This is a genomic window from Microbacterium sp. W4I20 (assembly GCF_030816505.1).
Lineage (GTDB): Bacteria > Actinomycetota > Actinomycetes > Actinomycetales > Microbacteriaceae > Microbacterium.
In genome coordinates this window covers 1-15,407 of the sequence record NZ_JAUSYB010000001.1, presented here as the reverse complement: position 1 = coordinate 15,407, position 15,407 = coordinate 1, and the positions used below count along the sequence as shown (strand labels likewise).

8 protein-coding genes, 3 rRNA genes and 1 pseudogene are annotated in these 15,407 nt (G+C 64.6%); all 12 read right to left on the bottom strand.

Annotated features, from left to right (window positions below; all coding sequences use genetic code 11):
- Positions 1-60: 60 nt before the first annotated feature.
- The 12 genes and pseudogenes from xerD to QFZ21_RS00005 all read right to left on the bottom strand — a co-directional run bounded on the left by xerD (position 61) and on the right by QFZ21_RS00005 (position 15,270).
- Complete coding sequence (gene xerD, locus QFZ21_RS00060; RefSeq protein ID WP_307373143.1) at positions 61-963, bottom strand: site-specific tyrosine recombinase XerD; 903 nt, start codon at positions 961-963, stop codon at positions 61-63.
- 2 nt (positions 964-965) lie between these two features.
- Positions 966-1,562, bottom strand: a complete 597-nt coding sequence (locus tag QFZ21_RS00055) for an NUDIX hydrolase (RefSeq protein WP_307373141.1) — start codon at positions 1,560-1,562, stop codon at positions 966-968.
- 7 nt (positions 1,563-1,569) lie between these two features.
- Complete coding sequence (locus QFZ21_RS00050) at positions 1,570-3,267, bottom strand: CTP synthase (protein ID WP_307373139.1); 1,698 nt, start codon at positions 3,265-3,267, stop codon at positions 1,570-1,572.
- Positions 3,268-3,284: 17 nt separating this feature from the next.
- Positions 3,285-4,977, bottom strand: a pseudogene (recN, locus tag QFZ21_RS00045) (DNA repair protein RecN).
- Complete coding sequence (locus tag QFZ21_RS00040) at positions 4,974-5,894, bottom strand: NAD kinase (protein WP_307373137.1); 921 nt, start codon at positions 5,892-5,894, stop codon at positions 4,974-4,976. Before QFZ21_RS00040 ends, recN begins: the two are co-directional and overlap by 4 nt.
- Positions 5,891-6,688: a TlyA family RNA methyltransferase gene (locus QFZ21_RS00035; protein WP_307373135.1), complete on the bottom strand. Its 798-nt coding sequence runs from the start codon at positions 6,686-6,688 to the stop codon at positions 5,891-5,893. Before QFZ21_RS00035 ends, QFZ21_RS00040 begins: the two co-directional genes overlap by 4 nt.
- Entirely contained in the window at positions 6,685-6,861 is a 177-nt protein-coding gene (locus QFZ21_RS00030) for a hypothetical protein (RefSeq protein ID WP_307373133.1), read from the bottom strand. Before QFZ21_RS00030 ends, QFZ21_RS00035 begins: the two co-directional genes overlap by 4 nt.
- A 56-nt stretch (positions 6,862-6,917) precedes the next feature.
- A complete protein-coding gene (locus QFZ21_RS00025; RefSeq protein WP_307373131.1) occupies positions 6,918-7,958 on the bottom strand; it encodes an HAD-IIA family hydrolase in 1,041 nt (346 codons plus the stop codon).
- Positions 7,959-9,929 carry a primosomal protein gene (locus tag QFZ21_RS00020; RefSeq protein ID WP_307373128.1) on the bottom strand — a complete coding sequence of 657 codons (1,971 nt, stop codon included), beginning with the start codon at positions 9,927-9,929 and terminating at the stop codon, positions 7,959-7,961.
- Between the two features lie 69 nt (positions 9,930-9,998).
- A 5S ribosomal RNA gene (rrf, locus tag QFZ21_RS00015) occupies positions 9,999-10,115 on the bottom strand.
- A gap of 109 nt (positions 10,116-10,224) precedes the next feature.
- A 23S ribosomal RNA gene (locus QFZ21_RS00010) occupies positions 10,225-13,328 on the bottom strand.
- 419 nt (positions 13,329-13,747) lie between these two features.
- Positions 13,748-15,270 (bottom strand): 16S ribosomal RNA (locus QFZ21_RS00005).
- Together the 16S, 23S and 5S rRNA genes form the textbook arrangement of a ribosomal RNA operon.
- Positions 15,271-15,407: the final 137 nt, after the last annotated feature.

Sequence of the window (15,407 nt, the reverse complement as noted above, 5' to 3'; positions counted from 1 at the left end):
GCCACCGGTTCTCCTGCTCCTTCGTGCTCGGTCGATTCTAGCCGCCCGGCTCCCGGTCGTTCAGCGGGCGCGCGGATGCGAGGTCGCGTAGATGTCGCGCAGCGCGTCGACGGAGACATGCGTGTAGATCTGGGTCGTCGCGACGGATGCATGCCCGAGCAGCTCCTGCACGACGCGCACATCGGCCCCGCCCTGGAGCAGATGCGTGGCGAATGAGTGCCGCAGGGTGTGCGGAGACACCTCGGAGGTGATCTGGGCGCCCTCGGCGGCGGCGCGGATGACGAGCCAGGCGCTCTGCCGCGAGAGCGGTGCTCCCCTGGCTCCGAGGAACAGACGCGCGGATGCTCGACCCTTGGCCGCGAGCCCCGGACGCACCCTCGTCAGGTACGCGTCCACCGCGTCCCGGGCGTACGAGCCGATCGGCACGATCCGCTCCTTGGACCCCTTGCCGATCAGCCGCAGCACGTCGCCGTGAGCGAGGTCGTCGACGTCGAGCCCGATCGCCTCGGAGACGCGGGCGCCGGTGGCGTAGAGCAGCTCCAGCAGTGCGCGGTCGCGGATGCCGATGGGCTCTTCTGCCGACGGCGCGGAGAGCAGCCGCTCCACCTGGTCGATCGTCAGGGCCTTCGGAAGCCGGCGCGCCGCCTTGGGCGGACGCAGCCGACCGCTCGGGTCGTCGACCTCGATGCCCTCGCGGGCGAGGAACCGGTGCCAGCCCCGCACCGAGGACTGCAGGCGGGCGAGACTCGACGACGCGGGCGGCGGATCGGCCGTGGCCCGCTCCGCGAAGAACCGTCCGATCACGGCCGGGGTCACCTCCCCGGACTCCACGATCCCCTCGGCGGTCAACCAATCCAGGTAGCCGCCCAGATCTCGCCGGTACGCGCCGATCGTGTGCTCGCTGAGGCCGCGCTCGACCGTGACGTGACGCAGGTAGGCGTCGAGCGCGCGCTGCAGCAGCATCGTCAGCTCCGGTCGCGCAGCCTCTGCGACGCCGCCAGCACCCCGATCGAGAGGATGCCGTTGCGCATCCGTCCGGCGAGCACCGCGTCGACGGCGGCGGTGAGCGGGACCCACTCGACGCGGATGTCGGCCTCCTCGTCCTCGCGGTCGTGGGCGGTATCGGTCGTCGAGATGCCGGTGGCCAGGAAGACGTGGATGAGCTCGTCGTTGCCGCCGGGCGTGGTCCACGACGACACCAGGGGCTCCCAGTGCGCGGCGACCAGGTCCGCTTCCTCGGCGAGCTCGCGTCGGGCCGCCTCGAGCGGCTCCTCGCCTTCGACGTCGAGAAGGCCCGCCGGCAGCTCCCAGTCGCGGTGACGGATCGGATGCCGGTATTGCTGGATCAGCAGCACGCGCTCCTGGTCGTCGAGGGCGAGGATCGCGACCGCGCCGGTGTGCGCGACGTACTGCCGCCGGATCTCGCCGTCGCCGTACCGCACGCGGTCGTCGCGGACGTTCCAGACCGCGCCCTCGTACGCCAGGTCGCTCCGGAGGATCTCCGGCTCGAACGACTCGTCGCGGAGTTCTGCGAACGCGTCAGTCGACGGCCCGTCAGTCATCGCCTGGTCAGTCATCGGCGCTGACGTCGAACAGCTCGCTGGCGCGGTGACGCTCGATCGCTGCGCCGACGAGTCCACGGAACAGCGGGTGCGGGGCGGTGGGACGCGAGCGCAGCTCGGGGTGCGCCTGGGTGGCGATGTAGTACGGGTGCACGTCGCGCGGCAGCTCGACGTACTCGACGAGGTCGAGCTCCGGGTTCAGGCCGGAGAAGACCAGGCCGGCCTCGGACAGACGATCGCGGTAGGCGTTGTTGACCTCGTAGCGGTGGCGGTGGCGCTCGGATGCCTCCGGCGTGCCGTAGAGCTCGCGAGCGAGGGATCCCTCCGCGAGAGCGGCCTGGTACAGACCGAGTCGCATGGTGCCGCCCAGGTCGCCGCCGTCGAGGATCTCGATCTGCTCCGCCATGGTCGCGATCACCGGCTCGGAGGTCTCCGGGTCGAACTCGCTCGACGAGGCTCCGGCGATGCCGGCCATGTCGCGCGCGTACTCGATCACCATGCACTGCAGGCCGAGGCAGAGCCCCAGCGTCGGGATGCCCTGCTCGCGCGCGAACTTCAGCGCGCCGAGCTTGCCCTCGATGCCGCGGATGCCGAAGCCGCCGGGCACGCAGATGCCGTCGAGCTCGGCGAGCTGCTCCTGCGCGCCTTCCGGCGTCTCGCAGAGGTCGGACGGGATCCAGCGGATGTTGACCTTGGTCTCCTGCGCGAAGCCACCGGCCTTGAGGGCCTCGGTCACCGACAGGTAGGCGTCGGGGAGATCGATGTACTTGCCGACGAGTCCGATCGTGACCTCGTGCTTGGGGTTGTGCACGGCGTGCAGCACCTTGCTCCAGCGGGTCCAGTCGACCTCGTCCGCGGCCTTCTGGTCGAGGCCGAGGCGGCGCACGATGTAGGAGTCCAGCCCCTGATCGTTGAGCGTCGACGGGATGTCGTAGATGCTCGGCAGATCGACGGTGTTGATGACGCCCTCGACCTCGACATCGCACATCAGGGCGATCTTGTTGCGATTGCTCGCGCTCACCGGACGGTCGCTGCGGAGCACCAGCGCATCCGGCTGGATGCCGACCTGGCGGAGGGCTGCGACCGAGTGCTGGGTGGGCTTGGTCTTCTGCTCCCCGGAGGCGCCCATGAAGGGCACCAGCGACACGTGCACGAAGAAGACGCTGTCGCGGCCGAGCTCGTGACGGAGCTGACGGGCGGCCTCGAGGAACGGCTGGGACTCGATGTCACCCACGGTGCCGCCGACCTCGGTGATGATCACGTCGGGTCGCGGGTCCTCGTTGGCCTGCAGGCGCATCCGGCGCTTGATCTCGTCGGTGATGTGCGGGATGACCTGCACGGTGTCGCCGAGGTACTCGCCGCGCCGTTCGCGGGCGATGACCTGCGAGTAGATCTGACCGGTGGTGACGTTGGCGGCCTGCGACAGGTTGATGTCGAGGAACCGCTCGTAGTGACCGATGTCGAGGTCGGTCTCGGCGCCGTCGTCCGTGACGAACACCTCGCCGTGCTGGAACGGGTTCATCGTGCCGGGATCGACGTTCAGGTACGGGTCGAGCTTCTGCATCACGACGCGGAGTCCGCGAGCGGTGAGGAGGTTGCCCAGGCTGGCCGCCGTGAGGCCCTTACCCAAAGACGAAACGACACCACCTGTCACAAAAATGTGCTTGGTCGTGTCGTTCTGGGGCCCCGCGGAAGAAGAGTTCATCACGGGCTTCGATCCTATCAGGCGTCGGAGGTGCCGAGGCTGAGAAGTTCTCGGGCGTGGGTGAGCGCAGCATCCGAATCCGCGAGTCCCGACAGCAGTCGGGCCATCTCGGCCTCTCGCTCCGAACCCTCCAGGCGCCCGCACGCTGGAGGCGGTGACCGCGCCGTCATTGGACTTCACGACGGACAGATGGTTGCCCGCGAAGGCGGCGACCTGCGCGAGGTGCGTGACGGCGATGACCTGCGACTTCTCGGCGAGTCGGGCGAGTCGCCGACCGACTTCGATCGCGGCGGCGCCGCCGATGCCGGCGTCGACCTCGTCGAACACGAACGTCGGCACGGGATCGGTTCCCGCGATGACGACCTCGATCGCCAGCATCACCCGGGAGAGTTCGCCGCCGGATGCGCCCTTCCCGACGGAGCGCGGTTCGGCGCCCGGATGCGGAGCGAGCAGAATGGCGACATCGTCGCGGCCGTGAGCGCTCTCCGTGCCCGGAGTGACCGCGACCTCGAGACGGGCATCGGGCATCGCGAGAGCGTGAAGTTCTTCGCTGACGGCCGCGCCGAGGCGGGCAGCCGCGGACGTCCGTTCGGCGGTCAAAGCCGCCGCGTGCTCGTCGAGTTCGGCACGCACGACGTCGCGCTCCGCCACCAGCCGCTCGATGCGCTCTCCGTCATCGTCGAGTTCGGCCAGGCGCGCGGATCCGGTCTGCCACACCGTGAGCGCCTCATCGAGCGAGCCGTGCGCGCGGATCAGCGTTCCGAGCGCGGCACGGCGCTCTTCGACCGCGGCAAGCTCATGCGGTCCGGACTCGTCCAGATCGGCGAGGTAGGCAGAGAGGAGTCCGGCGACGTCGGCGATGCGGTAGCCGATGTCGGCGAGGCTCTCGGAGATCTCGGCGAGCTTGGAGTCGGTGACCCGTTCGAGCAGTCGGCGAGCCTCGGCGACCAGGGCCGAGGCATCCGGCTCGCCCTCCTCGCTCGACAGCGCGCCGTGCGCGAGGGTCGCCGCCAGTCGCAGCTCTTCCGAGTTCGCCAGGCGCTCGGCGCGTTCACTGAGCTCCTGGTCCTCCCCCGGCTCGGGCGCGGTGGCCTCGATGAGCGTGAGCGCCTCACGCAGTCGCGCCGCTTCTTCGGCGCGACGGTCGCGGTTCTCGGAGATCTCGGTGATCTCGGCGTCGAGCGCACGCCAGCGGGCGAAGGATGCCGCGTAGGTGCCGAGCGCCGTCGCCACCGGTGCGCCGCCGAAGCGGTCGAGCGCATCGCGCTGGGCCGCCGCCGAGCGCAGACGGAGCTGCTCCGACTGACCGTGCACCACCACGAGCTCCTCGGCGAGAGCCGACAGGACGCCCGCGGGCGCCGCGCGACCGCCGACGCTCGCTCTGCTGCGCCCCTCGGCGCTCAGAGTGCGCGACACGTACAGCTCAGCCCGGTTCTGGCCCGCAGGTTCGAGCTCGCCCCCGGCATCCGTGACGATGTCGGCGACGTCGCCCGTCTGCGGCACGATCCAGACCCCGGCGACAGAAGCCTGCGCCGAGCCAGCGCGCACCGCGCCCGAGTCGGCCCGCGCGCCGAGCAGGAGCCCGAGTCCCGTGACGACCATGGTCTTGCCCGCACCGGTCTCGCCCGTGATGGCCGTGAACCCGGGGCCCAGCGGCAGGACAGCGTCGGCGATGACGCCGAGGCCCTGCAAGCGCATCTCCTCGATCACGAGGTCTTCCCCGGTTCCTGGCCGCGCCATCCCTCGACGGGCAGCCGGAACTTGCGCACGAGGCGGTCGGTGAAGGCGGCGTGGTGCAGGCGCGCCAGGCGCACCGGACGGGAGGACCGTCGGACGACGACGCGGGCGCCGGGCGGCAGATCGTGTGAGCGTCGGCCATCGCACCACAGGATGCCGGAGCCGTCGGTGCGCTCGAGCATCTCGATGGCCACCGCGGCGTCAGGACTGACCACCAGCGGCTTCGCGAACAGCGCATGGGCCGAGAGCGGGATCACGGCGATCGCCTCGACGCTCGGCCAGATCACCGGTCCCCCGGCAGAGAAGTTGTAGGCGGTCGATCCGGTGGGGGTCGAGATGACCATGCCGTCGCAGGCGAAGCTCGACAGGGGGCGGCCGTCGATCTCGAGCACGACCTCGATCATCCGCTCCCGGCTGGCCTTCTCGACCGTGGCCTCGTTGAGCGCCCAGGTGTCGTAGACGACGGCGCCGGCAGCATCCTTGACCCGCACCGACAGCGCGAGACGCTCCTCGACCTCGTAGTCGCGGGCGATCACCCGGCGCACCGCGTCGTCCATGTCGTCGCGGTCGATCTCGGCGAGGAACCCGACATGGCCCATGTTGATGCCGAGCACGGGTGCGCCGCTGTCGCGGACCAGCTCAGCCGCGCGCAGGATCGTCCCGTCGCCACCGAGCACGATCGCCAGCTCCAGCTCGGTCGCATCCGCGGACGCCCCGAGCACGCCGACGTCGCTGAAGAAGTCGTCGACGGCAGCCAGGGCGTCATGGTCATCGGGCGCGAGGACGGGGTGAGCTCCCGCTTCGCGCAGCGCACCGATCACTCGACGTGCGGCTTCCACGGTCTCGACTCGGCCGGCGTGGGCGACGACCAGGATCATGCGCGCGTTCATCGTCCTCCTGCCAGTCGATTGATGCTGTCCAACCATTCTGTCGGATTGCTGCCCCGCCCCGGCGCGAGGTGCACAAGGTACTCGGCGTTGCCGTGCGTGCCGAGGATCGGGGAGGGAAGGATGCCGAGCATGCCGAGGCCGGTGTCCCAGGCGCTCCACACCGTGCGCGCCACGGCGTCTGCGCGTGTCGCAGGATCCGTGACGAGTCCGCCGCGCACCGCCGTTCTTCCGACCTCGAACTGCGGCTTCACCAGCAGCAGGATGTCGGATGCCTGGGCGGCGACCGCCGCGACGGCGGGCAGCACGAGCTCGAGCGAGATGAAGGAGAGGTCGCCGACGATCAGGTCCGGAGCCTCGCGCTCCCCGGTCGCGTCGGCGAGGTTCTCGGCCGTCATGTACCGGACGTTGTAGCCCTCGACCGCGATGACCGCGGGGTCGGCTGCGATCGCCGGAGCGAGCTGACCGTGCCCGACATCGACGGCGAGCACCCGTCGCGCGCCCCGTTCGCGGAGCACTTGCGTGAAGCCGCCGGTGGACGCACCCATGTCGAGCGCGAGACGTCCATCCGCGGGGATGTCGAAGCCGTCGAGGCCGGCGATGAGCTTGTGGGCGGCGCGCCCGACGTAGTGGTCGGCACCCGCGATCGTGATCTCGGAGGCGTCATCGACCGGGGTGGACGACTTCACGACCGGCCGGCCGTTCACACTCACGAGACCGTCGGAGATGAGAGTGGCTGCATGGCTGCGCGAACGGGCGAGTCCTCGCGCGGCGAGGGCGGCGTCGAGTCGCGTCATCGGGATCCCGAGGCGTCCCGCTGATCGGCCCTGGCTCCGCTGTCGAGGCGGCGCGAGAGCTCGTCATGCAGCGAAGAGTAGGCGTCTGCCCGCGCCGCGAGAGGCTGCCCCTCGATCAACCGCAGGCGACTCCACAGGCCGTCGGTCGGCGCGCTCGTCGTCTCATCAGTCACAGCTCCTACTGTACGCGGCGCCTCGGACGGAGGAGGGAGGCACGACGACGACAGGGTCAGGGACGGTGGAACGGATCGTCATAGAGGCGTTCGGGCACCCGGAGCACGAAGACCGGCGTGCCGGAGGCCCAGATCGCCGCGGCGCCGGCGCGCAGCAGATCGATCTGCGCGTCCGATTCGGCCACGATCTCCACGTCCGCGCCGGTGACCCGCACCGCGGCGCCGTTCACGTGGAAGACACCGTCCTTCTCGACGACTTCGGGGTACGGCTGGTGCAGTTCACGCAGGTCGCCGAGGATGTACGTGGGACGCGAGCCCTCGGGGGCGGCAAGGACGTGCTTCGGACGATCGATGCCGGTGAGCACGAGCACTGAGTCGATGCCGACCCGGCACGCGCCCATGATGTCGGTGTCGAGACGGTCGCCGATGAACAGCGCTTTCTGCGCGCCGAACCGGGCGAGCGCCTCTTCGAAGATAGGTGCCTCCGGCTTCCCGGCGACGGTCGCGAGGCGGCCGATGGCGGTGTGCACGGCCGACACCAGCGTGCCGTTTCCGGGCGCGACACCGCGCTCGCGCGGGATCGTCCAGTCCGTGTTCGTGGCGATCCACGGTATGCCGCCCGCGTCCTCCGGGAGCTTGAGAGCGAACGCCGCCTCGGCGAGATCCGTCCACGCCACCTCGGGCGCGAAGCCCTGCACGACGGCATCCGGCGAGTCCTCCGCGCTGCGGGTGACGGTGTAGCCGGCCTTGGTGACCTCGTCGACCAGGCCCTCGCCGCCCACCACCAGGATGGTCGCGGGCGGCGGAATCATGGTGGCCAGGAGGCGCATGGCGGCCTGCGGACTGGTGACGACATCGGATGCTGCGACATCGAGGCCGAGACTGCTCAGATGTGCCGCGACGGACGCATCGGTCCGTGACGCGTTGTTGGTGATGTAGCCCAGGCGGGCAGACTCACCGGCGCGGTTCAGGCTGTCGACCGCGTGAGGCAGAGCCCCCGGACCCGCGTAGACGACCCCATCCAGATCGGCGAGGACGGTGTCGACGCCATCGAGCGGGGTGGACGCGGCGGGGCGCTTCCGGGAGAAGAGCGCCACTTACGCCTCCTGCTCCGGCTCTCCGGACTCGTCCTCGGGTTCGTCGTCGTCTTCGCCGAGGAGCTCGCGCACCTCGTCTTCAACCGTCGGCTCGTCGACAGGGGCGTCAGGCACAGGATCCTCGAGCGCCGACTCGTCGACGGCCAGGTCATCGGACGCAGCGGCATCCGAATCATCGTCCGTTTCGGGCTCGTCGTCCTCGTCGTCGAACTCGCCCTCGATCATGCCGTCCTCGATGATGATCTCCTCATCGCCGGCCTCGTCGACGCCCAGGGCTTCGGCAGCGACCTCGGAACGATGAGCCCAGAACGCAGCCTCTTCGTCGCGTCCGAGGTCTTCGAGCACGGCGGCGCGAGCGGCGAACAGCGAGGGACTCCACTCGAAGGCGCGGTCAGGATCCAGCTCGGGGATCTCCAGTTCACCGAGAGCAAGCTCGAGGTCTCCCTGGTCGAGACGGGCGCCCGACATCGCGATCGCGAGCGCGACGCGGACGGGCGTCGCGAGCGTCGAACGGTCGACGGCGCGTCCGGTCTCGAGCGCGCGGTCCGGCCGCCCGATCCCCCGCTCGCTGTCGACCATGAGAGCGATCTGGTCGTCCTTGCCGGAGATGCGCCGGTACGTGCGCAGCTCGCGAAGTGCGAGCGCGAAGTCCTCGGTCGCGTAGGCGGTGATGCCGAGAGTCTCCCGGACGATCGCGATACGCCCGGCGCGACGCGAGGCCGCCAGTGCGTGCTCGTGAGCGAGCGCGGGGTCCTCGTCGATGAGACGAGAAGCCATGGCGAGGTGTCGAGCGACGAGCTCGGCATTCTCCTTGCTCAGCGTCTTGAGCTCGTTGCGCGCGGACGTGTGCAGATCGCGTGCGGTGACCTCATCGGGAATGTGCGGGTCGTTGAAGCGGGGACGATCGTCCGACGCCTGCACCGGACGCTCACGGCCGGCACCCCCGCGCTGCGGGTAGGAACGCGAGCGATCGCTGTCGGCGTCGCGACGCGGCGCGCGGTCGCGATCGAAACCGCCTTCACGACGGGGAGCGCGGTCACCAGAGCGGTTGTCGCCGTCGCGACGAGGAGCGGAGTCGCGGTTGTACCCGCCACCCTCACGACGCGGTGCAGAGTCGCGGTTGTACCCGCCACCCTCACGACGCGGGGCAGAGTCCCGGTTGTACCCGCCACCCTCACGACGCGGTGCAGAGTCGCGGTTGTACCCGCCACCCTCACGACGCGGAGCGGAGCCGGAGCGGTTGTCGCCCTCGCGACGCGGAGCGGAGTCACGGTTGTACCCACCACCCTCGCGACGCGGAGCAGAGTCACGGTTGTACCCGCCACCTTCACGACGCGGAGCAGAGTCACGGTTATACCCGCCACCTTCACGACGCGGTGCAGAGTCACGGTTGTACCCGCCACCCTCGCGACGCGGAGCAGAGTCCCGGTTGTAGCCGCCGCCCTCGCGACGGGGAGCGGAGTCCCGGTTGTAGCCGCCGCCCTCGCGACGGGGAGCGGAGTCCCGGTTGTAGCCGCCTTCGCGACGCGGAGCGCCGCCGGAGCGGTTGTCGCCCTCGCGACGCGGAGCAGAGTCTCGGTTGTACCCGCCACCTTCACGGCGGGGAGCGGAGTCCCGGTTGTAGCCACCTTCGCGACGCGGAGCGCTGTCGCGGTTGTAACCGCCGCCCTCACGACGCGGAGCGCCGCCCGACCGGTTGTCACCGTCGCGACGCGGAGCGTTGTCGCGGTTGTAACCGCCGCCCTCACGACGCGGAGCGCCGCCAGAGCGGCTGTCACCATCGCGACGCGGAGCGGAATCGCGGTTGTAACCGCCGCCCTCACGACGAGGGGCAGAGTCGCGGTTGTAACCGCCGCCCTCGCGGCGAGGCGCGCTGTCGCGGTTGTATGCGGGGCGACCGCCGGAAGGACGCTGACCGCGCGATCCACCATCGTCATTGCGACGCGGACGGCGCTCTTCTTCTTCCGGCATGATGCTCCCTGTTCTCGTATAAACGCAAAATGGCCACCCAGCGTTGGGTGGCCATTTTGTCTAAAAGAAGTCCGGCGGTGTCCTACTCTCCCACAGGGTCCCCCCTGCAGTACCATCGGCGCTGTGAGGCTTAGCTTCCGGGTTCGGAATGTAACCGGGCGTTTCCCTCACGCTATGGCCGCCGAAACACTATTGATGTTTCAACCAAAACACATAACAAAATCAATGTTGTCATGCGGTTCTCGACCGTACATCGAGAACCACTCAGTGGACGCGTAGCACCAACAAACGGTGTGTTATCAAGTCATCGGCTTATTAGTACCAGTCAGCTGCATGCATTACTGCACTTCCACATCTGGCCTATCAACCCAGTAGTCTGGCTGGGAGCCTCTCACCCGAAGGTATGGAAGTCTCATCTTGAGGCCGGCTTCCCGCTTAGATGCTTTCAGCGGTTATCCATCCCGAACGTAGCTAATCAGCGGTGCTCCTGGCGGAACAACTGACACACCAGAGGTTCGTCCAACCCGGTCCTCTCGTACTAGGGTCAGATCCTCTCAAACTTCCTACGCGCGCAGCGGATAGGGACCGAACTGTCTCACGACGTTCTAAACCCAGCTCGCGTACCGCTTTAATGGGCGAACAGCCCAACCCTTGGGACCTACTCCAGCCCCAGGATGCGACGAGCCGACATCGAGGTGCCAAACCATGCCGTCGATATGGACTCTTGGGCAAGATCAGCCTGTTATCCCCGAGGTACCTTTTATCCGTTGAGCGACAGCGCTTCCACAAGCCACTGCCGGATCACTAGTCCCGACTTTCGTCCCTGCTCGACCTGTCAGTCTCACAGTCAAGCTCCCTTGTGCACTTACACTCGACACCTGATTGCCAACCAGGTTGAGGGAACCTTTGGGCGCCTCCGTTACTTTTTGGGAGGCAACCGCCCCAGTTAAACTACCCACCAGGCACTGTCCCTGAACCGGATTACGGTTCGAAGTTAGATATCCAGAGTGACCAGAGTGGTATTTCAACAATGACTCCACACGAACTAGCGTCCATGCTTCACAGTCTCCCACCTATCCTACACAAGCCACACCGAACACCAATACCAAGCTGTAGTAAAGGTCACGGGGTCTTTCCGTCCTGCTGCGCGTAACGAGCATCTTTACTCGTAATGCAATTTCGCCGAGTTCGCGGTTGAGACAGTTGGGAAGTCGTTACGCCATTCGTGCAGGTCGGAACTTACCCGACAAGGAATTTCGCTACCTTAGGATGGTTATAGTTACCACCGCCGTTTACTGGGGCTTAAATTCTCAGCTTCGCCTTACGGCTAACCGGTCCTCTTAACCTTCCAGCACCGGGCAGGCGTCAGTCCGTATACATCGTCTTGCGACTTGGCACGGACCTGTGTTTTTAGTAAACAGTCGCTACCCACTAGTCTCTGCGGCCACCACACCCTTTTCGGAGCAAGTCCGTATAAGTGGATGGCCCCCCTTCTCCCGAAGTTACGGGGGCATTTTGCCGAGTTCCTTAACCACGATTCTCTCGATCTCCTTGGTATTCTCTACCTGACCACCTGAGTCGGTTTGGGGTACGGGCGGCTAGAACCTCGCGTCGATGCTTTTCTTGGCAGCATAGGATCACCCACTTTTTATTCGCATCGTGTCTCAGCCTGTATGAGTCGCGGATTTGCCTACGACTCGGCCTACGCACTTGCACCCGGACAACCATCGCCGGGCTGGGCTACCTTCCTGCGTCACACCTGTTAATACGCTAACCGCACCAGAATGGGGTCGTGCGCTAGGCCCAGAGCGTCACCCCGAAGGGATCAGTCACTGGGATTCAGACACTTAGCACTACTGGATTAGCTTGGGCGGTTCTTCGCCGGTACGGGAATATCAACCCGTTGTCCATCGACTACGCCTGTCGGCCTCGCCTTAGGTCCCGACTTACCCAGGGAAGATTAGCTTGACCCTGGAACCCTTGGTCTTTCGGAGGACGTGTTTCTCACACGTCATTCGCTACTCATGCCTGCATTCTCACTCGTGTAGCCTCCACGGCTGGTTCACACCGCCGCTTCGCTGGCCACACGACGCTCTCCTACCCATCAACACGGCTGGACCACGAAGGCCTACCAATAATGTCAATGCCACAACTTCGGTGGCGTGCTTGAGCCCCGTTACATTGTCGGCGCGGAATCACTTGACCAGTGAGCTATTACGCACTCTTTCAAGGGTGGCTGCTTCTAAGCCAACCTCCTGGTTGTCAAGGCAACTCCACATCCTTTCCCACTTAGCACGCGCTTTGGGACCTTAGTTGGTGGTCTGGGTTGTTTCCCTCTCGACTATGAAGCTTATCCCCCACAGTCTCACTGCTGCGCTCTCACTTACCGGCATTCGGAGTTTGGCTGACGTCAGTAACCTTGTAGGGCCCATCGGCCATCCAGTAGCTCTACCTCCGGCAAGAAACACGCAACGCTGCACCTAAATGCATTTCGGAGAGAACCAGCTATCACGAAGTTTGATTGGCCTTTCACCCCTATCCACAGCTCATCCCCTCAGTTTTCAACCTAAGTGGGTTCGGTCCTCCACGACGTCTTACCGTCGCTTCAACCTGGCCATGGATAGATCACTTCGCTTCGGGTCTAGGACATGCGACTGAATCGCCCTATTCAGACTCGCTTTCGCTACGGCTACCCCACACGGGTTAACCTCGCCACATATCGCTAACTCGCAGGCTCATTCTTCAAAAGGCACGCTGTCACCCCTACTAAGGAGGCTCCAACGGTTTGTAAGCAAACGGTTTCAGGTACTATTTCACTCCCCTCCCGGGGTACTTTTCACCTTTCCCTCACGGTACTTGTCCGCTATCGGTCATCTGGGAGTATTTAGGCTTATCAGGTGGTCCTGACAGATTCACACGGGATTTCACGGGCCCCGTGCTACTTGGGATACTCTTCGCGCCAAGCAAGGCATTTCGACTACGGGGTTGGCACCCTCTATGACCGGCCTTTCAAGACCGTTCGTCTATACCTTCTTGTAACGCTGCCACCTCGGCAGAGATGACTGAAAAGTCCCACAACCCCCAACGTGCAACACCTGCCGGCTATCACACACGCTAGGTTTAGCCTGTTCCGGTTTCGCTCGCCACTACTAACGGAATCGCGGTTGCTTTCTCTTCCTGTGGGTACTGAGATGTTTCACTTCCCCACGTTCCCTCTACCCGCCCTATATATTCAGGCGGGAGTCACTAGGTCGGCACGCCGCCCAGCGGGGTTTCCCCATTCGGACACCCTCGGATCAAAACTTGCTTATCAGTTCCCCGAGGCTTATCGCAGATTGCTACGTCCTTCTTCGGCTCCAGATGCCAAGGCATCCACCGTTTGCTCTTAAAGACTTGATAAATCACATGAGTTTGAATCAGAATCGACACCGAACCCCGAAGGATCCGGACATTGAAATTGACTAATGATCTTTAAGATCATCTTGTGCAACACCCCAAAGGATGTTGCAAGATGCTCGCGTCCACTGTGTAGTTCTCAAAGTACGGGCGGTACCCCTCACCATCTCCCCAACCGGGGAAACGACAAAAGGTCCAGAGGTACAGATTCGGATCCGAAGACCCGCATCCGGTCCCTCAGGACCCAACAGCGTGCAGACACCCACCCCCTCACCCAGAACCTTCCAACCGCAAGCGGTGTACTAATTCCAGGATCAGATCCTGATGCCATGTCAAATGTTCCACCCATGAGCTCCCAGCGAAGAACGAACGCCTTCGATCTGGGTTCTGGACACCTACAAGAGGTGTCAGATGCTCCTTAGAAAGGAGGTGATCCAGCCGCACCTTCCGGTACGGCTACCTTGTTACGACTTAGTCCTAATTACCAATCCCACCTTCGACGGCTCCCTCCAAAAAGGTTAGGCCACCGGCTTCAGGTGTTACCGACTTTCATGACTTGACGGGCGGTGTGTACAAGACCCGGGAACGTATTCACCGCAGCGTTGCTGATCTGCGATTACTAGCGACTCCGACTTCATGAGGTCGAGTTGCAGACCTCAATCCGAACTGGGACCGGCTTTTTGGGATTCGCTCCACCTCACGGTATTGCAGCCCTTTGTACCGGCCATTGTAGCATGCGTGAAGCCCAAGACATAAGGGGCATGATGATTTGACGTCATCCCCACCTTCCTCCGAGTTGACCCCGGCAGTATCCCATGAGTTCCCACCATTACGTGCTGGCAACATAGAACGAGGGTTGCGCTCGTTGCGGGACTTAACCCAACATCTCACGACACGAGCTGACGACAACCATGCACCACCTGTTTACGAGTGTCCAAAGAGTTGACCATTTCTGGCCCGTTCTCGTATATGTCAAGCCTTGGTAAGGTTCTTCGCGTTGCATCGAATTAATCCGCATGCTCCGCCGCTTGTGCGGGTCCCCGTCAATTCCTTTGAGTTTTAGCCTTGCGGCCGTACTCCCCAGGCGGGGAACTTAATGCGTTAGCTGCGTCACGGAATCCGTGGAATGGACCCCACAACTAGTTCCCAACGTTTACGGGGTGGACTACCAGGGTATCTAAGCCTGTTTGCTCCCCACCCTTTCGCTCCTCAGCGTCAGTTACGGCCCAGAGATCTGCCTTCGCCATCGGTGTTCCTCCTGATATCTGCGCATTCCACCGCTACACCAGGAATTCCAATCTCCCCTACCGCACTCTAGTCTGCCCGTACCCACTGCAGGCCGGAGGTTGAGCCTCCGGATTTCACAGCAGACGCGACAAACCGCCTACGAGCTCTTTACGCCCAATAATTCCGGATAACGCTTGCGCCCTACGTATTACCGCGGCTGCTGGCACGTAGTTAGCCGGCGCTTTTTCTGCAGGTACCGTCACTTTCGCTTCTTCCCTGCTAAAAGAGGTTTACAACCCGAAGGCCGTCATCCCTCACGCGGCGTTGCTGCATCAGGCTTGCGCCCATTGTGCAATATTCCCCACTGCTGCCTCCCGTAGGAGTCTGGGCCGTGTCTCAGTCCCAGTGTGGCCGGTCACCCTCTCAGGCCGGCTACCCGTCGACGCCTTGGTGAGCCATTACCTCACCAACAAGCTGATAGGCCGCGAGCCCATCCCCAACCGAAAAATCTTTCCAACCACAGACCATGCGATCGTGGTACATATCCAGTATTAGACGCCGTTTCCAGCGCTTATCCCAGAGTCAGGGGTAGGTTGCTCACGTGTTACTCACCCGTTCGCCACTGATCCACCCAGCAAGCTGGGCTTCACCGTTCGACTTGCATGTGTTAAGCACGCCGCCAGCGTTCATCCTGAGCCAGGATCAAACTCTCCGTAAAAAAGAAATGCATACCCCACCGGGAAAACGGTGACGCAGCGAGTTTGATGCTGACCAAAGAGATGACATCATTGCTGACTTCATCCGAATGCCAACCCCACAAGGAGGTTGGTCTTTGATCCAAAGGAATTCTCACCC

Bases quoted from the DNA above. Each gene is read 5' to 3' on its own strand.
- xerD (WP_307373143.1), bottom strand. From the start codon at position 963: ATGCTGCTGCAGCGCGCGCTCGACGCCTACCTGCGTCACGTCACGGTC.
- QFZ21_RS00055 (WP_307373141.1), bottom strand. From the start codon at position 1,562: ATGACTGACGGGCCGTCGACTGACGCGTTCGCAGAACTCCGCGACGAG.
- QFZ21_RS00050 (WP_307373139.1), bottom strand. From the start codon at position 3,267: ATGAACTCTTCTTCCGCGGGGCCCCAGAACGACACGACCAAGCACATT.
- QFZ21_RS00040 (WP_307373137.1), bottom strand. From the start codon at position 5,894: ATGAACGCGCGCATGATCCTGGTCGTCGCCCACGCCGGCCGAGTCGAG.
- QFZ21_RS00035 (WP_307373135.1), bottom strand. From the start codon at position 6,688: ATGACGCGACTCGACGCCGCCCTCGCCGCGCGAGGACTCGCCCGTTCG.
- QFZ21_RS00020 (WP_307373128.1), bottom strand. From the start codon at position 9,929: ATGCCGGAAGAAGAAGAGCGCCGTCCGCGTCGCAATGACGATGGTGGA.